Below are 18,752 nucleotides of genomic sequence, written 5' to 3' on the forward strand. Positions count from 1 at the left end.
GCATCAGCCAGCTCAGCGTCCTCTCCACCACCCACCTGCGTGGAAGCACCACGAACCCGCTCATGTCGTCGGTGCGTTTGACGATCTGAAGGGTGAGCCGGAGTGTCTCCTTCGCCCAATCGACCAAGCGGCCGGGGTAGCCGCCGTCGGCCCACACCAGGCGGATCTTCCGGTAGCGGACGCGGAGCCGTTCCAGCATGCCGCAGGCGGCATCCCGGTCGGTCACGTCGGCCGCCGTAACCAGCACCATCAGCAGCAGGCCTAGACAGTCCACGATGACGTGCCGCTTGCGCCCGTTGATCTTCTTGCCACCGTCGAAGCCGCGTGAGGCGGCCGGCACCGACGCGGCTGCTTTCACCGACTGCGAGTCGATGACCACGGCGGTCGGCTCCGGGGCACGGCCCTCGCTCTCGCGGACCTTCCCGCGCAGCCGGTCGTGCAACTCGGCGATCAGCCCCTTGTCGCACCAGCGCCGCCAGAAGGCATAGACCCGGTCCCAGGCGGGAAAATCGACCGGCATCGCCCGCCACTTGATGCCATTGTCGACCAGGTAGCGGACCGCGTCGATCATCTGGCGGTGGCAGTAGCCCTCCGGCTGTCCGCCCTTCCCGTTCATCCAAGCGGGCACGGGCAGCTGATCGCATACCGCCGCCCATTCCTCATCCGTCATGTCGGAGGGATAGACGGGCACACGCTCGGCACGATCGGCCGCGTTCCCATACTGATGAGCGAGGCAATCACACGACCGGGCAACCCAGTTGGACCCCGGGGGCATCGGCACGGAAGACTGCGAAAACAACAGGGCCTCCTGTTGCTCGGATGGATTCGACACCCACGAGCTGCGCAGGAGGCCCTGCCTTCATGCGCGTGCCACCGGAAGACCACCCGACCGGGAACCCTCGTTCGACCACCAAGCGAACCTCTCGGTACGACAACGGCTACTCAGTAGGGTCGGGGACTGGCGCGGTGGCTTCCGCTCCGTTTCCAGTCCCCGCCGCTTCAAACCGTGCATGCGGTTCTCCCGCACACGGCTTTCCGACATCGTTCACCGACAGGCATGCGCCGTCGCCCAGCGTACGTTTCCGGTAAGGCGGTAGACCCCGAGCCGAGTGATCCACCCGTAGGTGTAACGGGTGGCCCAATTCCGGCCCGCCTGCCCGTGTTTCCGGCTGGTGAAGATCGCCAGCCGTTCGTGGACGTAGCCATCGATCACATTGAACTTCCGTCCGGAGTTCCCGTTGCGGAAGTACGCTGCCCAGCCCCGCAGGACCGGGTTGAGGTCGGCGACCACGGCGGCTACTGGCCGCTCGGTCTTCGAGATGACGGTCGCCGCTCGGATCTTGTCCCGCAGCACTCGCATCGCTCTGGCCGAGGGCCATCGACGCAGGTAGAACCTGCCCCGCCACTTCCACGATTCCACTTTCCGGTGGTGGAAGCCGAGGAAGTCGAAGCCCTGCCCACCTCGGGTGAGGCAGGTGATGCCGGACTTCTCGGGGTGCAGTCGCATCCCGAGCCGTTCCAGCGCCCTGGCCGCCAACTGCTGGGCGTGTTCGGCCCGCCCTCTGGTCGGCGACAGGACCACGAAGTCGTCGCAGTACCTCACCAGCACCCCCAGCCGGCGGCCCTCGTCCTGCCACGCCTCGTCGAGGACGTGCAGGGCGATGTTGGCCAGCAGCGGAGAGATCGGTGAGCCCTGCGGGGTTCCCGCCCCAGTTGGGGAGGTCACCCCGCCCTCCAGGACTCCCATCCGCAGCCAGGTCCGGATCAGCTTCAGCATCGGTCGGTCCACTACCCGTCTGGCCACCTGGGCCATGAGCGCGTCGTGGTCGATCGTTCCGAAGCAGTCCCGGATGTCGGCCTCGAAGACCCACTCCCGCCGCTGGTTCGCCGCGACGCGCACAGCTTCGCACGCGTCGATCGCGGACCGCTTGGGCCTAAATCCGTAGCTCGCCTCGGTGAACTGGGCCTCGAAAACCGGTTCCAGGACCAGTTTCGCGGCCGTCATCACCACCCGGTCCGCCACGGTGGGAATCGACAGCGGCCGCCACTCCCCCGGCCGCCCCGGTTTGGGAATCTGGACCCGCCGCAGCACTGACGGACGATACGTATACGTCCGCAGTCTCTGCGCCAGGTCCTGGAGGAACGCATCCACCCCCGAGGCCGCCACCGCGTCGACACTCACACCGTCCACGCCGGGGGCTCCCCGGTTCGCACACACACCGGCCCACGCCCGCCGAAGAACGTCCATGCGGTGGACATGGCTATACAGGGCATGAAACCGGCGTTCGGGTTCTTGCTTGGCACAGCGGTAGAGCGTCCGCTGCAAGGCTCGGACCTTGTCCAAAGGACGGCCACCCGGTCCTGCGGCGCCTTCCTTCCGGCGGATGGATCTAGCCGAAGCGGCACTCATCCGGATCCCTCCCTGTTCGCGAATCGCATCGATGAAGCAGGGGCCCTTCGCTCCCAGCGGGTTGTGTTGTCCCGCCGATCGGCACTACTACGACCCCCTCCGACTGCCTCTCGGCAACCCGCCACTTCCCGGTTCTTCCGGTTATAGGCAGGCCACGCTTCCCGGGCCGCAAACCCCGGGGCCGAGGAGGCCCTCTCCAGTTCCCAGGACAACCGTCCGACCATTCCACGCCCCTTACGCCGGGAGGTTCTTCAGCGACCGCTCCAGGTCCAAGATCGCCTTCCATGGCCTTCACCTTTCAAGCACAGGCTCGGCTCCTCCTTGGCCCACCCACGGGCGGGGGTTAAATGACGACGCTGCAGGCTTCACTTCATGTTGCGGACTGGCCGGTTGCACGCCCCCGAAGGGCGCTTGTCACTCCACTTCGACGCCACCATTTCGAGCGACGCCGGGAGTCAGCTACCGGGGACCCTGGCGTCTCCCCGGACCGGACTTCCACCGGCTGGCTACCCTGAGCTTGACGTCCGGTTACATCACTCACATCCCTTCTGAGCTGCGATGACGTCCGGACTGCTGGACGTACGCTTGATGTTTAACCTCGTACGTCACCCGACCTGCTGAGATCTTCCTTTTCCAGGGATACGGGACACGGCCGTCCTCCACGCTTCGAGATGTCGAGTAACGGAGCGTGAAGGAACGGCCGTTGAGGATGAGTCTCCCTGTCGAAGTCCCCGCCGTCGAGGCGTTGGGCGTCTTGTCCCGCTTTCGAGTTGAGTTCTACGACTGTCTCTACACCCGCGCGGATGCGCTCTTCGAGCTGACCGATGCGGTGTTGTGTGCGGACGGCCCGGTGAAGTCGCTGGTCGAGCTGACCTTGGTGGCCGAGCACCGGCGCGGGCACGGGGCGATGTACGACGCGGTCAACCACGGCTGGCTGGAGCCGCGCCGCCTGCGTCGGTGCTTGCCTCCACGCCGTTGCCGCGTGCGGCCGACGGGCGGATCGTGCTCGCGGTGGATGTGAGCAACTGGCTGCGTCCCGACGCTCCGACCAGCCCGGAGTTGCTGTTCTGCCACGTCTACGGGCGAGGCCGCAGCGCGGATCAACTCATCCCTGGCTGGCCGTACTCCTTCGTCGCCGCGTTGGAGACGGGGCGCACATCCTGGACGGCCGTGCTGGACGCGGTCCGGCTGGGGCCGACCGACGATGCCACCGCGGTGACCGCTGGACAGGTCCGCGAGGTGGTCACCCGGCTCGTGCAAGCGGGACATTGGCGGCCGGGCGACGCGGACATCCTCGTCGTGATGGACACCGGCTATGACGTCACCCGCCTCGCCTACGTTCTGTCGGATCTGCCCGTCGAGCTGGTCGGCCGTCTGCGCTCGGACCGGGTCATGCTGCGCGATGCCGGCCCGCGCCGCTCCACCCCGCGTGGCGGGCAGCCCCGCAAGCACGGCGGCGTCCTCACCTTCGCCAAGCCCGAGACGTGGCACACCCCCGACGCCGCCACGAGTACCGACACCACCCGATACGGCACGGCGGAAGCTCTGGCCTGGGACCGGATGCACCCCCGCCTCCAGGCCCGTGGTCCCTGGCTCGACCACTGCGGCGAACTCCCCCTGATCCACGGCACGTTGATCCGCCTCAAGGTCGACCACCTGCCCGGAGACCGGGACCCGAAGCCGGTCTGGCTGTGGTCCTCACGCACCGGCATGACCACCGAGGACGTCGACGTGCGCTGGCAGGCCTTCCTCCGCAGATTCGATCTTGAACACACCTTCCGGCTGTTCAAGCAGACCCTCGGCTGGACCGCCCCGAAGGTCCGCGACCCCGCGACCGCCGACCTGTGGACCTGGCTGATCATCGCCGCCCACAGCCAGCTCCGCCTCGCCCGCCCCCTCGCCGAGGACCTCCGTCGCCCCTGGGAACGGCCGGCCGAGCCCCGTCGTCTCACCCCCGCCCGGGTCCGCCGGGGGTTCCGCCACCTCCGCGCGAAGACCACCCGACCCGCAGGCGTGCCCAAACCGTCCCGGCCCGGGCCCGGACGCCCACTCGGCTCGAAGAACCGCAGGCCAGCCCCACGCCACGAGCCCGGGAAGACCGTGAAACGAGCCGAAACCCTCACCGAACACGTCCGCCTGAAACAGCAGCGAGGATAAAGATCAAGCTCAGATCTCTCCGGGTGCCGGCCGGCTCCACGCTCAGAGCCATGGACTAACCGTGGCGCGTCCTCGCGGCGGTGTTCATGCGGACCTACTAGGCTCCGAAGGCAGCTCCATGGCTTGAGAGTTCAGCCGGGGAACCACTTCAATGGCGCCGTGACCAAGACGACGATGGACGGCACTGCCTTCATTGCGGGACGAACCTCGCTCAACGAGGTTATGGCGAAGCTGTGCCAGCTCAGGCCGGTCTTCCACTCCGAGGCCGACCTTCAGCACAGCTTCGCTCGGGTGCTGTGGGAGCTGGCGCCGGAGGTGCACTCCAGGCTTGAGGTGCCGCAACGGTCGTCGGACAGCACCGAGTACCTGGATCTACTGTGCCTCGGGCGCGGGGCACGCACCGCGATCGAGTTCAAGTACTTCACTCGGAGCTGGACGGGCAAGATCGGCACTCCAGCCGAGGACTATGCCTTGAAGGCGCATGGCGCCACAGATCTTGCACGTCTGCACTTCGTTCGGGACATAGCCAGGCTGGAGCGCTTCTGCCGCCGATCCGACCAGAACGGTCTTGCCCTCATGCTCACCAACGAGGCCTCCCTGTGGACTCCGCCAGGCCCCGGCCGCCGACGTACTCGGGATCACGACTTCAGGATTCACCACGGAGGGGGGCTCGCCGGGACGCTGCTCTGGGCCGAGGGGACTTACGAGCCGAACACATGCAATCTTCGAGGCACGTACTCCCTCGATTGGGAGCAGTACTCCGTGCAAGACGGAGGAGGCGGGGAGTTCCGCTACCTGGCTGTGTTCGTCACTTCATCGGCTACCGGAGTCATCGACGCCGGCGCCCACGCGTAGCCCCATTCGTGGATCACTCCGCGAAGCGGAGCGAGTGGCCGAGCAGCACGCCGTCTCCTGCGCCGGCATCGTAACCGTTCAGGTGCGTCATGTAGTCGCCATAGGGGCCTGTACATGCCGGGCCGTCCGTGTTCGGATCAGCTCCAGATGCTCCCTGAAGTTGAACTCGCCGCTATGGCGATCGCCGAACACGGACACCGGTGTGTGGTCAGTCATCCGTGGGAGTCGGCGCAGGGGCGATGCCGGTCGGCCAGGACGCTCCCCAGTTCGTCTCGAAGGGGTCACCCAGCTTGACGCCCGTCCCATCGAGCCTGTGCTGCCATGTGACCCGTCCGCCCCTGGTATGAAGCGCGCCTGGGGTGCGCCTTCGACACTCAACGGGCCCCAAGGCCGCCTGAACCCGGCATGGTTGGCGACCCCTGCCGCGGCCTACCGTGTCCGCCAGGGACAGATCATCCGATGTGAGCAGTCACGATGTCGAGGAGCGGTGAGGGGTGGACTGTTCTCCGTGGTGTGGGGGGTCTGGGTGAAGGAACTCGGCTGGATCACGAGACGGACCTCCGAGGCGCGGCTCACCGCTTCCACGTCGTTGCCCGGGCGGACGCCCTGCGTCAGGTCGTGGACCACGCGGACCGCCTCGATGTGGCCCGTCAGGCCCGAGCAGACGGCACGCACACAGGTTTCCAGGGATTACGCGGCTCTGCATTCGACATCGAGGTGGTCACACAGTGGGGTTCCGCTCGTCGGAGTGGCTTTCCTCCACCCACTTGGGGTGATTTCTCCTCGCCCATTCACGCCTGACGAACCCGGTGCGCATGCCCCGCCGTGCCTCCGGATCCCGGTACGCCATTCTCATGTGCCCGACCAGGACAACGCAGATGGCCAGGGCCAGGAAGTCGTGGATGAAGATTGCGCTGGTGCGGGAAATCACGGGCAGGAATCCGCTGAACCACATCAGCAAGCCCGTGAACATCATGATCAGCACGGCCCCGGCGATCCAGCCGGCATAGATCTTCTGCCCGGCGTTGAACTTGCCGGCGGGACGAGAGGCCGGTGAGGTCAGCCCCTCGCGGACCGCTCGCAGCCATTTCTTGTCGTACCCGGCAAAGCGGTTCAGTCTGCGGAGGTCTGCACGGAACGCGGACGAGGCAAGGCCGAGCAGAAACGGCACCGGAAGCAGAATCCCCGAAAATTCATGGATGCCGGCGACCAGGTGGCGTCGGCCGACCAACTGGGCCAGCGGTCCCACATACAGACAGGCCGCCGCTGCCACACACACCAGCATGAGCCAGCCGGTGGCGAGGTGGACAAGGCGCTCGGCGCGGCTGAAACGGCGTATGCGCCCAGCGCGCTCAGACGGTGGGTGCGTCACCACGCCTGTCGGCCTCGTCGAGCCATCCGTCGACCTCATAGCCGTACTCCTCCCAATACCCGGGCACAACCTTGTCGGTGACGGAGATCCCCGAGAGCCACTTGGCCGACTTGTAGAAGTACATGGGGGCCACGAAAAGCCGCGCAGGACCGCCATGGGCGTGCGTGATCGGCTTGTCCTGCATCTTCAGGGCCACCAGCACGTCCGAACGGCGCGCCTGCCACAGCGTGAGGCTTTCGGTGTACACGCCGTCGAAGCAGTCGAAGCGCAGCGCCTTGCCTTCGGGCCGCACGCCGGCTGCGTCGAGGAGGACGGAGAGCTTCACGCCTTCGAAGGGGGTCTTCGGAACGCGCCAGCCGTCGGTACACACGACATCGTGCACGACCCGGGTCTGCGGCAGCGCCCGCAGATCGTCGAGCGTGAACGTCATGGGGCGGTCGACGAGGCCGTCGATCTTCAGACGGTAATTCGTCGCGTCCTTGCGGGGCACGGAGGCCGCGACACTGTAGTAGCGGAAGCCGCCCGGGTTGGGCAGGAGTCCGCTGAGTCCAGTGGGATCCTTCTGCGAGAGAGCCGCGAGGGACTTCTCCCATCCGCTGCGCAGATAGGGCGCGGCAACGAGGCCGGCTGCGCCGACGCCGAGGGTCGTGAGCATCACCCGACGTCCGACGGGCGCGCCGTTGTCCGGTTCATTCTGTCGATCAGCCATGGTCAACCTGTTTCGCTTCGCTCCAAGGCAGCCGTTGCGCGGGGGCCTGCTGCGGAGTTGTCGTGCGGGGGAACGAGGGACAGTGCCCGGGGGCGGCACGCGATGTCGTCCCCGGTCCGCCCTCTTCGGAAGCGGAGCCCTCGGTGAGACGCGCCACGCCGGGAACGATGCTGAAGCTGGGACCTTCCTTTGCGCGGGGAAGAGCATCCGGCTCCCCCGCAGAGTTCAGCCCACGCGGCCGGTCATGATGCCGACCGGACGCTTCAAGGGACAAATGGCGCCGCTTCGGAAATCCTTCAGAAGACCTGAACGAAACAGCCGAATGCGATCACTACCGCTGCCGTTACAGACGACAGCGCCGTCAGTGCTTTCGAAATTTTCACGGGCTACCTTTCCAGAAGTCTCGGAACGCGCCGACCAAAATTCATCGGCGGCACCGTGGGACGACGTGCCGCGAGAGAACGATGTGGTCTGCGGCCGCGCTTCATCCACTCGGTTCGCGCCCGGCCAGGCGTCAACAGGCCGGGACGTCCCCATCGAGATGTCGATGGATCCGGTGACAGGGCGAGTGAGTGCCGACGGCCGACGCCGCGGGAGCCTGGATCGGCCCGCCGGCCGGTACGACCGGCGGCCCGGTCGCTCACAGGCACGTACGGACGAGCCACTCGTCAGGGTTGTACGCGTCCTTTGCCGGATCAGGCGTCGTGGCCGGCTGCTCTTCAACGGTGTCCTCCAGGCGGATCCGCTCCGGCAGCTTGCCGAACCGAACCCGACGCAACACCGCCGCCGCATCCGGGGCTGTCCCTGCATGTGACATCTCGTCGCCTCCTCGGCTTGGTTGTCCGCCAACTGCACGACAGGCCGCCACACCTGGCATGAAGACCGGTGACGTGCCTCTCCCCGTTGACTTCACCGGTGCCGGTGCACTGTGACGGCACACCCGGCGGAACGTTCCGCCCGGAATGCATCACGGCCCTGGCGCTCGACGGGCGCGGTGCGACACACCCGACGAGGACGTCACCGACTCAACGGGTGATGATGCTCGCAGGGCGAAGCGTCACCTGTCAAGATGGTGACCGTCACCTGTCAAGCTAGTGATAGGTGAGGGCGGGGGTGGTGACGCCCGAGGCCGGCGAAAGGCCTGAGAGATCCCGCCCCCGCACCTCCCTCACGACCGATGCCACGCGCGGCATGACCCGGGGATCCCGGCCTCCGCAGACCACGGTCGGCCGCCCCGAGACCTCCGGGCCGCAACAGCCCAGGGCCCGACATCGACAGATCCCCTACCGAGACCCGCGGATCCCGCCTTCGAACGCACCATGACCCTGGTGTGGATCATCTCGACACACTGCGCGTGCTGTCGGACCTGCACACCGAAGGATGACACTGCGCAACGCCCACGGAGGACTGTCCGACCCACAGGAATGGCTCGGCAGGGCCACGCGGGAACCCCGAACAGGCTGCCGTGCCATCCGTCACCCGCCCTCGACGCACAACAGATCGCCGAGCTGCGCAAGCAGCCCGGCGATCTGAACGCTCACTGCCGCCCCGAACCTCGCACTACGCTCCACCGCGCATCACGCCGGCGACCCAGCACTCAGCGATTCTCGAGCGGCCCGTCGTGAAGGAGAGCGGCCGCATCGGCCGCTTGCTTCGTGACGTGGGCGGCCGCGCGAGTGGCTCGTCCGGTCAGCCGCCAGGAGAGCATGCGCACGGCGGTGGCCGGGGCCGGGGGGAAGATGCCGAGCTGACCGAGCATGGTGATGTCGTCGCGCACCGCCTCGTGCCTGATCACCTTGCCGTCGCGGAGGTCGAGGACGTGGACCTGTTCGAAGTCGATCTCGCGTCCCGTGGGAGGTACGGCCTGGTCGAGGGCGCCGTCGCGGAAGCGGACGAAGGGGCCGGTGTGGCGCCCCTGCATGCGCAGCCGCACCCAGACCTGCCCCTCGTGGCGGGCGATGCCGACTACGGGGAAGCGCAGGTCGCTGAAGGCGGACCGCATCCACGCGCCGGAGGCCAGGACTCCCGCAGGTCCGGGTATCGCGCAGGCCGGGGGCGAGACGACGGCTTCGCGGTTGTGGAAGTCCGCGGCCACGACATCAGCGGCCAGCGCCGGATCTCCCGCCTCGAGGATCCGGAAGAGCCCGTGGGCCAGCTCCGTGGTGTCCATTCCCATGACGTCCATCCCTTTCGCCGGTGTGCGATCCGGTGCTGTGTGCGGGTGCTGGTCGGTCCGCCGGGCAGGCGGCGCGCCGAGCGCCACCCGGCGGGTGAGATTGACGTTATACGGCACCTAATGAATGCAGCAACTATGTGACCACCTTGGATAGGATGGCGCCATGTCCTCGAAGCGCTCGTACGTCTCCCCGTTGCGGGAGCAGGCCGCTGCGCAGACGCGCTCACTGATCCTCCTGCGGGCGGCCGAGCTGTTCGCGGACCGCGGTTACGGGCGAGTGACCGTCGCGGACATCGCCTCCGCGGCCGGCGTCGCGTCGAAGACCGTCTTCGCGAGCGTCGGGAGCAAGGGCGACATCCTGGACCGCATCGTCGAGCAGGGCGTGGTGGCGTCCGGCTACGAACAGGCCATGCAGGGTGTGCTCGCCTTGCGGACACCGGAGTCGGTCCTCGAGGCGCTGGCGCATGGCACGCGCATCGGCAACGAGAGCCAGTTCACGGTGCACGAGGCGATTCGCAAGGCGCTACCGGTTCACGAGAACGGTGAGGCGCTGTGGGAGCGCGCCACCGCGGCCTATCGTGACGCGCTCCATGCCACCGCCCGCCATCTGCACGGCTTGAAACCGCCGCCGCCCTATCCGGTGACGGAAACGGCGGACCTGCTGTGGTTCTGGTTCGGTCCGACGGGCTGGCGCACTCTGGTCGTGGAGAACGGCTGGTCGTGGGATCGGGCCGAGACGGTCCTCTACCGTACGGCCGTCGCCGGTCTTTGCTGAGTCAACGGCTCCTGCCGGATACGGACTTGGGCGCCCAGCGCCGGGCACGGACCCTCGGAAGAACAACACCGGACATGCTCCCGACACGAGTTCCCCCGGGCGGCACGGCACCCGCGCTGGTGTCGACGGGCCGGTGCGGCCATGCGATCCCTGGAGGACGTGCCGGCGCGATGAAGCGTCGCGGGCGCCATCGGGGCCCGCCGGCCCACACGCCAGTGGCGGAGCCGGCGGCCGCCGCGCTCTCACGGAGGTGATGCGCGAGACGACCGCGTTCTCAGGTGAGCAGGCCCAGGCCGCTGTACCACAGCGGGCCGGGGTTGAGCCGGTCGCCGTGGAGCTTCATCATCTCGTCGAAGAACTCCAGCGGGGTCGGCCTCCGGGCGAGGAGCCGGATCGCGTCCTGCAGGTACCGGCGGGTCTCGTCCAGGACCTTCGGGTCGTCGGGCAGGTCCTTGTTCTTGTGGCCGGCGACCACATGGCGCGGGTTGAGCGCGGCGATCCGGTCGATTCCGTCGAGCCACGCCTCAAGGCCGCCGTCGCCGCCTTCGAGCATCATCTGGTGCACACCGTTGTAGACGACGTCTCCGGCGACGACCAGACCGATCGACGGCACGTGCAGGGCAGTGGAGTCGTCCATGTCGGTGTGGCCGGTCTCCACCGCGCGCAGGACGTGACCCTCCAGGTGGAACCCGTCGGCCGGCACGGGGACGGCGAGTACCGGAGTGTTCTCCGGGATCTGGGGGAAGGTCTTCGCGAACCCCTCCTCCTTGCCCTTCAGCTGCTCGCGCATCTGCCGGATGGTGCCCTCGGTGGCGTACACGACGGTGTCGGCGTCGCCGAACCGCTCCAGCAGCGTCGCTGTGCCGAACCAGTGGTCGGCGTGGCCGTGGGTGACGTACACGAACGCGAGCCGCTTGCCGGAGCGTGCCACGCCCTCCGCGACCTGCGCGATCTGTCCGAGAGTCAGCGGCGGATCCACCAGGACGGCGTCCCGGTCCCCGTGGATCAGGGTGGACGAGACCGGTGACGAGACGATCCCGTCGCCGTTCGGCATCCGCAGATCTGTGTTCCTGAGGACCCCGTCCGAGACGAGGACGTCGTAGGACAGGGAGACGGATTCGGGCACTCTCGGCACTTTCCTCGTGGATGGCAGGCCCCTCCTGTCACTCTCACACGTCGGGAGGGGGCCTGCCCGTCGAGGGTGTGCGCGCGGACCCGACAGGCTGGGCGTACGCGGGCCGCCCCCGACGCTCAGCCGGGCCGGCTCACACGCTCACCACTCACACGCTCATCACGCGCATACTCACACGCCAACTCGGAGGCTCGGTCTCACGAGGTGCCCTGCTGGACCGAGGAGCTGACTGGCTCGGCCGCGATCCGCGGTCTGTCCGACGGTGCTCCGCGCGGGCGGGAAGGTGGTCACAGGCCGAGGGAGATGGCCAGGCGCGTGAGTTCCGCCGTGGTGTTGATGTCGAGCTTGGCCCGGATGCGGCGGAGATAGGCGTCGACCGTGTGCTTGGAAAGCCCCATGTGGCGGGCCGTCTGCACGTAGGTGCGCCCGGCGGCGATATGGCGCAGCGTCTCCTGCTCGCGCGGAGCCAGGGCCGGTGCGGGTGCGGGGGCTTCGGCGTGCGGCGTGGCGAGTGCGAGGCTCATGGGATTTCCTCCGACGGATCGGCCCGGTCATCGCTGCTCACGTCCTCGGAAGCAGGGAGCAAATGCCCGAATAGTGCGTTTTGCCCTCTTTTGAAAAGGCTGCCTCCGTGACTTCATGGCGGTGTCCGCCGACTGTCACAGGCGCGTCACGACGCACGTCCACAGGCCCGCGCGCCTGTGGCACGTCGCGCCCGTGGCGCCACGGAAGTCCCGCGCGCACCGGATGCCCGGATCCGGGCCCTGCGGCTGAGCAGGGCCGTGGTGAGTACGGTGGCCGGACGGCAGTCCGATGCCGAGGAGACGGAACTGATGAACAAACTGGCCAGGCCCTCCGACCAGGAGCGGAGGGCAATCATCGAGGACTTCGCGGACGAGGTCTCCTCGACGCCGATCCGCACCTGCGTGGGCGGTTGCGCGACACCGCACCGGAGCTGCCCGACGCCCCCGCGCCGGAGCAGGTGGACGCGTGGATCGAGCTCCCGGAACTGGTGGCCGACCGGGACTTCCGCCGCCGTATGCGCCGTAGGGCGGAACGCAACGCCACGGGACGCGCTCAGGCGACCCCGGGTCCGGTCGACAGGCCGGCGCTTTCATGTTCTTCGCCAAGAAGGTCGCCGTGCTCGTCGGCCACGCTCGTGAGCACGGCGTCGCTGCCGAGCCGGCCGAGGGCGCACAGGTCCACGACGAACTTCTCGGCACCGGTGTTGGCGCGCCCCCACGCTCCGCAGTGCCGGAACGTATCGAGGTGGCCATGGACGCGCAGGCGGAACGCTACGGGGAGCTGTCGGCGCTCGTCCGCGGCGAGCAGCCGCGACCGTCGATGACATCGGACCACCAGTGGCCGGCAGGGGCACTGCGCGCGCACGGCTGAACCTGCGCAGGCGCGTCCCACCCGGGTTCGGCTTCCCGGCGACCTTCCCGCCTGGGACGGGGCGCCGTGTTCGCGGAGGCGGTTACTGGAGGTCCTCCACCTCGCTCTCCTCCTCGTCCGGGATGGTGTGCATGGCCGCCTCCTCCGCGGATGCCGCCCCACCGTCGATGCCGACGTCGTGAGCGACCAAGTCAATTTCGCGGCCCATGGCGTCGACCTCCGGAAGGAGCCTGCCGGTGCGGGCCTCCCCGGCCTCCTTGTCCACGGGTTCGCCGTCGCAGGGCAGATCACCGATGCCGTCCCCCTCGGGCGGCTCCACGTCCGGCACCTCCTGAGCGAGTCGCTGCTCCAACGGTGCGCCCTGCATCTGTTCCTCGCCCGTGGTGCCGAATCTCTCGACGGCCAGCGGCCGCTCGGGCGGCGAATAGCCCTCGTCGAGGATGTCGTCCAGGTCCTTCTCGTCCAGCACGTTCTCCAGGTCGAGATCGTCGACAGGCGGGTTCTTCGCATCGGAATGCACCGGCTGGTAGACGTCGTCGCCTCTTGCCTGGTCCGACATCGTGTCCTCCTTACCCCAGTCTGACCGCCTGGGCCTCACCCAGAGAGATCGGCCCACGGAGCAACGTCGTGCCGACCGCAACCATCTTCACCATTGCAGCAGACTCACGCTGGTGTGACGCGGTACCACCAGCAGACGAAGAACCTGCCGCCGCGCTCCTACGGCAGCCTCACCTTCCATGGTCACTCATCGAGGTCGCTGCAGTCCGTCAGAACGACGGTGAACATCCCTTCGCATATGCCCGCGCCATTTCCACAGGTCACGGCCACCTGATGGAAGGCCTGAAAGAGGCCTCCTCACCCGTCACTGACGCGATCTTCCACAGAGAGAGTCTCTTCCTGCCCCGAGGCGTCTGCGCTTCCCGAGGAGTACGCAATCGGGGTTGAGTATGCGCACAGGCGCCCCCATCCGTGAAGCGGCGCATACCTGGCCGTATTGGGGCGGAAGCAGCCCCTGTCAGGGGGAAAGGCGTCCCATGCGGGACAGGGCAGGCAGCAGCTTCGTACGCCGGGAAACACCGCTTTGGTCCTGGCCGGTGGCTACGCCGCGGTCATTGTCGGCACCACCGTCTGGGTCGAGGCCCGCCATGCGGCCGGCTTTGCCGGTGTATGGCTCATCCCGGTGACGTTGCCCAGCTCCGTCCCGCTGTCCTACGTACCGGCTCCGCGCAGCGTGCCGTGCAACCCGAGCACGTCGGGCGGGGCGCCGGGCTGTTCATGCTGACCTACTACGTGGCAGCGGCGTTCTCCGGACTCCTGTTCGCCCAGCTGGTGGCGGAGCTCGGCTGGAACGGCGCCGGGCCTGTGGCAGCTGACGGTGCTTCCCGCGCTGGGCCTCGTCGGCCTCGCGCTGGTCGACACGTCCCGAATGATCGTGCCGCGGACGGCCGCACAGTAGTCCTGCGACAGCCTCGGCGCGACGGGCACGAAGACGGCTCGGCAGTGTCCTGCCCACACTGCACACTGCACACTGCACACTGCCCCCAGACCGCTGCCGGCTTGCTGGAGTTCCCGCGCGCACCACAGGACCGGCCGGTCACGCCAGTCGGCGCCGCGGCCCACCGCGCCCTCGCAGCGACTCGCGCCCTTCGAGGGCGGATTCCCGGACGCCTGAACGGGCGGGCCCTCACGCCTACGCGCCAGGGTCCCGCCCAACGACTGTGCACCCGAAGCTGCTTCACCGCCTCGGGGGCACCTTCTCGGGGGCACCGTCTCGGGGCAGTTGCACGCCCCCATCCTCGGCAGCGGCGCCTCGGCGCATCGCGCTGCAGGCCGCGAACGGCGGCGCGGCCTGCGCGGGGTGCCGCGACACCGGCGGACAAGCCCATGAACGCGGCAACGTCATCGTGCACGGAACTCGCCGCGGTCCCCTCACGGGCATCCCGCGAAACTCCTGGCAAGCGGCACCGCCGCGAGGCCGGCGATCTCCAGCCCTTGCGGCAGCAGGCGCGCAGGCGCCGCTCACGCAGGCGGATCATGCGCCCAGGATCAGACACCGAGGATCAGGCACCGAGCCGCCGAGCGGGTGCCGCGCCCACCGAGGCCGAGCGCCGAGCACTCCACTGCGCCAGGGGCTGCAGGGCTTCCACGAGCGCCTGGCCGTCAGGAGCCAGGCTGTAGCGGATCTGCACGGGCGTGGTCGGAACCACCGTACGTTCGATCAGGCCTTCGGCCTCGAGCTCCTTGAGGCGCTGCGAGAGAAGGCGGTCGGAGATGCCGCTGACCATGGCCCGGTATTCACCGAAGCGCCGGGCCCCGTGCCCGGCGGCTGCCAGGATCCCGCCCGTCCAGCGGCGTCCGACGAGTTCGAGTGCGCCCTGGAGGTCGGGGCAGGCGCTGTCGTGGACGACGTGGCGCTCGCGTACCACGGATGACGAATCTTTCGTTCCGGACTTCACTTACTCAATGTTAGTGACTAATGCTGCGTTGGGCCAGCGGCGTCACCGGCCACACCGTTGACCCATGACCACCCGCACGTCCCCGATCGAGGCGCCGTAAGCAACGCCGGCCACGGCGTGACGGGCGGGATGACGCGGGCTCCTTCGGACGTGGTCACCGTGGAGATCGAAGCACTGGGACAGCTGCGCAACCCGGTGCGCACCCCCTGCGACACCCCTGCAGGGGCAGGGCACGGCGCCCCGGTGGCACCCACGAGGTGCCACCGGGGCGCCCGTGCCCCCAACGGAACCAAGGGTGGCAGCGCGGCACGACACCACGCTGCCCTGCACGATGTGAAGGACAGCCGGATGGACAAGGTGGTCGGCTCGGCCAGCCAAGCGGTGGCGGACATCCCCGTTTTCGCGATCGGCGAGCACCACAACGCGCCGTTCATCCCGTCCTCGCCAACCACGCTGCTCGGGTATGTCGCGGCGCAGACGGACCGGATTCCGCTGTCCACGTCGACCATCAACACGAACGACCCGGTGAAGATCGCCGAGGACTACGCGATGCTGCAGCACCTCGCGGACGGCCGGGTCGACCTGATGATGGGCCGGGGCAACACCGGACCCGTCTACCCCTGGTTCGGCCAGGACATACGCAACGGCATAGCGCTGGCGGTGGAGAACTACACTCTGCTGCGTCGGCTGTGGCGCGAGGACGTCGTCGACTGGGAGGGCACGTTCCGTACCCCGCTGCAGTCGTTCACCTCGACCCCGCGCCCACTGGACGGCACCCCGCCGTTCGTCTGGCACGCCTCGATCCGCAACCCGGAGATCGCCGAACAGGCCGCGTACTACGGCGACGGCTTTTTCCACAACAACCTCTTCTGGCCGAAGGAACACATCCAGCGGCTGGTCGGGCTCTACCGGCGAGCACTACGGACACGGCCCTGCCGACCAGGCAATCGTCGGCCTGGCGGCACACCTGTTCGTGCGGAAGAACTCGCAGGAGGCGATCCGCGAGTTCCGGCCCTACTACGACAACTCGCAGGCGTACGGACACGGTCCGTCGCTGGAGGACACGATGGCGCAGACCGCGGTTCTGGTCGGGAGCCCGCAAGAGGTGATCGCGAGCCGGATCCGACGAGCGGCCGGGGAACTCGCGCGCGAGGTGGACCGGCGGGACGTGCCGACCGTCGACGACCCGTACGAAAACCCGACGCCGTTCGAGCGGATGCTTCTCGGCGAATGAACCGGAACCGGGCTGCCCTCGGCGTACCAGTGAGCCGTGTACTGGTGGGCCGTGTACTGGTGGGCCGTCGGCTTCCTGGTCCTGTCCGCGCTGATCTCCTTCGTCGCGGTCGACAACTCGTGGTGCGCCGCAGCTCGTCCTGACCCGTCAGCCGCGCACGATCGCGAGGGGAGGCGACGGCGAGCACCGGTCAGAGGATGCCTGCCCGGTAATCGAGCAGGGCGATCTGGACACGGTTGTTCAGGTCGAGCTTGGTGAGGATGTGGGAGACGTGTGCTTTCACCGTCGGCAGGCTCATGTAGCAGGACGTGGCGATTTCCGCGTTCGTCATGCCGTGGGCGATGGCGACGGCCACTTCGCGTTCCCGGTCTCCGAGCCGGGCCAGGAGGTCTCGAGCCTGGGCCTGCTCGTCGCGGCGCGAGAGGCCGCCTCGGCGTCAGGAGCCGGAACACGCCCGCCTCGGCGAGCGCGTCGACAACCTCCACCGGCACGACGCGGTCCGACTCACCGCGCACTGCCTGGCCCTGCAGAAACGGCTTCAGGGCAACCGCCCGTGCCACCAGGTTCCTCCCCGGCATCCGCTGTCGTCGTCGCGTTTCGCGCATCGGTCTCACGGTCCGCGGCGGTCACTTGTTCTCCCCGTAACAGATGGAAGCGCTGGACAGGCGCGGGGATCGTCACCCGGTATGGCGCGCGACGGGTCCGGACACCGGACTCGCTCTCCGGCCTTCGGTCCCGTCGCTTCAGAGAGGGGGCCGCAGAGCGCCCTGCCTGGTGGCTCGCGGGTGTGCCGCGAGATGGCGATCGTCACGCCCCCGAGGCCTCGGTGGCAATCCGGGGGTTAGGTACTTACTCCTCATCAGCCGTCCGGTCGCCTCACGGCGGGAACCGGCAACGGCTGCTGCCGAGGGGGTGGTGGGTGCGAGACGCCTCAGTGACGAACAAGACCGACCCGCAAACCATCCACACGAAAAGATGATCACGTTCGAGAAATAATTGACTGGAGACAACCATCGTGTACATTCAATCTCGTCGGCGCCTCGGCCGGCACCCCCAAGCGCTGCTCAGGCCGGGGTACGCCGAGGTTCGACGACGCGGCCCAGCGCTTCGGCGAAGCCGGCCGTGACCAGCACTCACGACAAGTGATCGGTCGCTCGGGCGAGAACACAGCGACCTTCAGACAGCCGACGGAACGGAAACCGCACGACCATGGCCCATCTGCTTCACATCGACTCCTCGGCGGCACCTGCCGGATCCGTCTCCCGGGAAGTGGCTGCCACTTTCCGCAAAGCGTGGGAACAGGAGCACGAGTCGGGCACGGTGACCCACCTCGACCTCGCGCTCAACCCGGTGCCGCACCTCACGTCCGCCGGAATCGCCGCCCGCGCGAAGACCTCCGCCGACCGTTCCACGGAGGAGTCGGCCGCCGCGGCGCTGCAGGACCGCCTCGTGGCCCAGCTGCGCGCCGCGGACACGTACCTGTTCAGCGTGCCGATGTACAACTGGAGCGTCCCCTCGACCTTCAAGGCGTGGCTGGACCAGATCGTGATCGCCGGACGCACCACCGTGTTCGGGGACGAGCCCGAAACCGTCAAGGGCCGTCCGGCCACCGTGATCGTCAGTGCGGGCGGCGGCTACGGGCCCGGCACTCCCCGTGAGGGATGGGACTTCGCCACGCCGTACCTGGAGAAGGTGCTCACCGAGTCACTCGGGCTGGACGTGCACACCATCCAGATCGAACTGACCATGGCGCACCACTCCCCCGGCATGGCCGCCCTGCGCGACATCGCCGACATGAACCGGGCCAACGCTCACGCCGGCGCCGAGAAGCGGGCGCGGGTGCTGGCGCAGGAATTCACGCTCTGACCATCCCGCGGGCCGCGCAGCCCGAGGTGATGAGGCGGCCGGGCGGGAGAGCTTGCAGACACCTGCACCGTGTCAGGGGCACGAAGTGCAGGGGGCCGCACACAACGGCGTGGTCGCGGCCACCGGATACGGCAGTCGCCGTGTCCGCCGGGGCGGTATCCCCCAGCGCCATTGGGGAGCGCAGGGAGCGGATACCGCCCCCACGGCTGTGCGTG

General features: G+C 68.2%; 15 protein-coding genes and 4 pseudogenes. 7 read left to right on the forward strand and 12 right to left on the reverse strand.

The genetic code is table 11. The features are described from left to right. Positions 1–670 (reverse strand): IS5 family transposase (locus ACWCP0_RS39380; RefSeq protein WP_451083539.1); only part of this gene is annotated, 670 nt, incomplete at its 3' end. A gap of 375 nt (positions 671–1,045) precedes the next feature. Then, positions 1,046–2,410, reverse strand: a complete 1,365-nt coding sequence (gene ltrA, locus ACWCP0_RS39385) for a group II intron reverse transcriptase/maturase (RefSeq protein ID WP_451083540.1) — start codon at positions 2,408–2,410, stop codon at positions 1,046–1,048. Between the two features lie 709 nt (positions 2,411–3,119). Between ltrA and ACWCP0_RS39390 the strand changes: the two are divergent. Beyond that, positions 3,120–4,567, forward strand: a pseudogene (locus ACWCP0_RS39390) (NF041680 family putative transposase). A gap of 159 nt (positions 4,568–4,726) precedes the next feature. Then, entirely contained in the window at positions 4,727–5,422 is a 696-nt protein-coding gene (locus ACWCP0_RS39395; RefSeq protein ID WP_451083541.1) for a hypothetical protein, read from the forward strand. 561 nt (positions 5,423–5,983) lie between these two features. Here ACWCP0_RS39395 and ACWCP0_RS39400 read toward each other — a convergent pair. The 5 genes and pseudogenes from ACWCP0_RS39400 to ACWCP0_RS39420 form a co-directional block, all read right to left on the reverse strand. After that, positions 5,984–6,088: pseudogene (locus ACWCP0_RS39400) on the reverse strand (peptide-methionine (S)-S-oxide reductase MsrA); the annotation flags it as partial. 55 nt (positions 6,089–6,143) lie between these two features. Continuing rightward, the gene (locus ACWCP0_RS39405) at positions 6,144–6,833 is read right to left on the reverse strand and encodes a cytochrome b/b6 domain-containing protein (RefSeq protein WP_451083542.1); all 690 of its coding nucleotides are present in this window, start codon (positions 6,831–6,833) and stop codon (positions 6,144–6,146) included. Further along, positions 6,775–7,503, reverse strand: coding sequence for a molybdopterin-dependent oxidoreductase (locus ACWCP0_RS39410; RefSeq protein WP_451083543.1), 729 nt, complete (start codon positions 7,501–7,503; stop codon positions 6,775–6,777). The genes ACWCP0_RS39405 and ACWCP0_RS39410 overlap by 59 nt, the downstream gene beginning before the upstream one ends. A gap of 640 nt (positions 7,504–8,143) precedes the next feature. Next, the gene (locus ACWCP0_RS39415) at positions 8,144–8,320 is read right to left on the reverse strand and encodes a hypothetical protein (RefSeq protein ID WP_451083544.1); all 177 of its coding nucleotides are present in this window, start codon (positions 8,318–8,320) and stop codon (positions 8,144–8,146) included. Between the two features lie 780 nt (positions 8,321–9,100). Next, complete coding sequence (locus tag ACWCP0_RS39420) at positions 9,101–9,679, reverse strand: ester cyclase (protein WP_451083545.1); 579 nt, start codon at positions 9,677–9,679, stop codon at positions 9,101–9,103. 163 nt (positions 9,680–9,842) lie between these two features. Here ACWCP0_RS39420 and ACWCP0_RS39425 point away from each other — a divergent pair, with 163 nt between their 5' ends. Further along, positions 9,843–10,454 carry a TetR/AcrR family transcriptional regulator gene (locus tag ACWCP0_RS39425; RefSeq protein ID WP_451083546.1) on the forward strand — a complete coding sequence of 204 codons (612 nt, stop codon included), beginning with the start codon at positions 9,843–9,845 and terminating at the stop codon, positions 10,452–10,454. 274 nt (positions 10,455–10,728) lie between these two features. Here the strand turns inward: ACWCP0_RS39425 and ACWCP0_RS39430 are convergent, their stop codons facing one another. Both ACWCP0_RS39430 and ACWCP0_RS39435 read right to left on the reverse strand, forming a co-directional pair. Beyond that, entirely contained in the window at positions 10,729–11,580 is an 852-nt protein-coding gene (locus ACWCP0_RS39430) for an MBL fold metallo-hydrolase (RefSeq protein ID WP_451083547.1), read from the reverse strand. 293 nt (positions 11,581–11,873) lie between these two features. After that, a complete protein-coding gene (locus tag ACWCP0_RS39435; protein WP_451083548.1) occupies positions 11,874–12,110 on the reverse strand; it encodes a response regulator transcription factor in 237 nt (78 codons plus the stop codon). 592 nt (positions 12,111–12,702) lie between these two features. On the opposite strand from ACWCP0_RS39435, the gene ACWCP0_RS39440 reads away from it, so the two are divergent. After that, a complete protein-coding gene (locus ACWCP0_RS39440) occupies positions 12,703–12,981 on the forward strand; it encodes a hypothetical protein (RefSeq protein ID WP_451083549.1) in 279 nt (92 codons plus the stop codon). A gap of 82 nt (positions 12,982–13,063) precedes the next feature. On the opposite strand, the gene ACWCP0_RS39445 is transcribed toward ACWCP0_RS39440, so the two are convergent. Beyond that, positions 13,064–13,540, reverse strand: coding sequence for a DUF5709 domain-containing protein (locus ACWCP0_RS39445; protein WP_451083550.1), 477 nt, complete (start codon positions 13,538–13,540; stop codon positions 13,064–13,066). A gap of 522 nt (positions 13,541–14,062) precedes the next feature. Between ACWCP0_RS39445 and ACWCP0_RS39450 the strand changes: the two genes are divergently transcribed. Then, positions 14,063–14,263, forward strand: coding sequence for an SCO4225 family membrane protein (locus ACWCP0_RS39450; RefSeq protein ID WP_451083551.1), 201 nt, complete (start codon positions 14,063–14,065; stop codon positions 14,261–14,263). Positions 14,264–15,041: 778 nt separating this feature from the next. On the opposite strand, the gene ACWCP0_RS39455 is transcribed toward ACWCP0_RS39450, so the two are convergent. Continuing rightward, positions 15,042–15,407, reverse strand: coding sequence for a winged helix-turn-helix transcriptional regulator (locus tag ACWCP0_RS39455; protein WP_451083552.1), 366 nt, complete (start codon positions 15,405–15,407; stop codon positions 15,042–15,044). Positions 15,408–15,761: 354 nt separating this feature from the next. Between ACWCP0_RS39455 and ACWCP0_RS39460 the strand changes: the two are divergent. After that, positions 15,762–16,593: pseudogene (locus ACWCP0_RS39460) on the forward strand (LLM class flavin-dependent oxidoreductase); the annotation flags it as partial. 268 nt (positions 16,594–16,861) lie between these two features. Here ACWCP0_RS39460 and ACWCP0_RS39465 read toward each other — a convergent pair. Continuing rightward, positions 16,862–17,074, reverse strand: a pseudogene (locus ACWCP0_RS39465) (response regulator transcription factor); the annotation flags it as partial. Positions 17,075–17,880: 806 nt separating this feature from the next. Between ACWCP0_RS39465 and ACWCP0_RS39470 the strand changes: the two are divergent. Next, entirely contained in the window at positions 17,881–18,537 is a 657-nt protein-coding gene (locus ACWCP0_RS39470; RefSeq protein WP_451083553.1) for an FMN-dependent NADH-azoreductase, read from the forward strand. Positions 18,538–18,752 lie beyond the last annotated feature (215 nt).

The organism is Streptomyces sp. NPDC001970 (assembly GCF_053594115.1).

What these genes read in the sequence shown, in the direction of transcription:
- ltrA (WP_451083540.1), bottom strand. Translation starts at nt 2,410, where the DNA reads ATGAGTGCCGCTTCGGCTAGATCCATCCGCCGGAAGGAAGGCGCCGCA.
- ACWCP0_RS39405 (WP_451083542.1), bottom strand. Translation starts at nt 6,833, where the DNA reads ATGAGGTCGACGGATGGCTCGACGAGGCCGACAGGCGTGGTGACGCAC.
- ACWCP0_RS39410 (WP_451083543.1), bottom strand. Translation starts at nt 7,503, where the DNA reads ATGGCTGATCGACAGAATGAACCGGACAACGGCGCGCCCGTCGGACGT.
- ACWCP0_RS39415 (WP_451083544.1), bottom strand. Translation starts at nt 8,320, where the DNA reads ATGTCACATGCAGGGACAGCCCCGGATGCGGCGGCGGTGTTGCGTCGG.
- ACWCP0_RS39420 (WP_451083545.1), bottom strand. Translation starts at nt 9,679, where the DNA reads ATGGGAATGGACACCACGGAGCTGGCCCACGGGCTCTTCCGGATCCTC.
- ACWCP0_RS39425 (WP_451083546.1), top strand. Translation starts at nt 9,843, where the DNA reads ATGTCCTCGAAGCGCTCGTACGTCTCCCCGTTGCGGGAGCAGGCCGCT.
- ACWCP0_RS39435 (WP_451083548.1), bottom strand. Translation starts at nt 12,110, where the DNA reads ATGAGCCTCGCACTCGCCACGCCGCACGCCGAAGCCCCCGCACCCGCA.
- ACWCP0_RS39440 (WP_451083549.1), top strand. Translation starts at nt 12,703, where the DNA reads ATGTTCTTCGCCAAGAAGGTCGCCGTGCTCGTCGGCCACGCTCGTGAG.
- ACWCP0_RS39445 (WP_451083550.1), bottom strand. Translation starts at nt 13,540, where the DNA reads ATGTCGGACCAGGCAAGAGGCGACGACGTCTACCAGCCGGTGCATTCC.
- ACWCP0_RS39470 (WP_451083553.1), top strand. Translation starts at nt 17,881, where the DNA reads ATGGCCCATCTGCTTCACATCGACTCCTCGGCGGCACCTGCCGGATCC.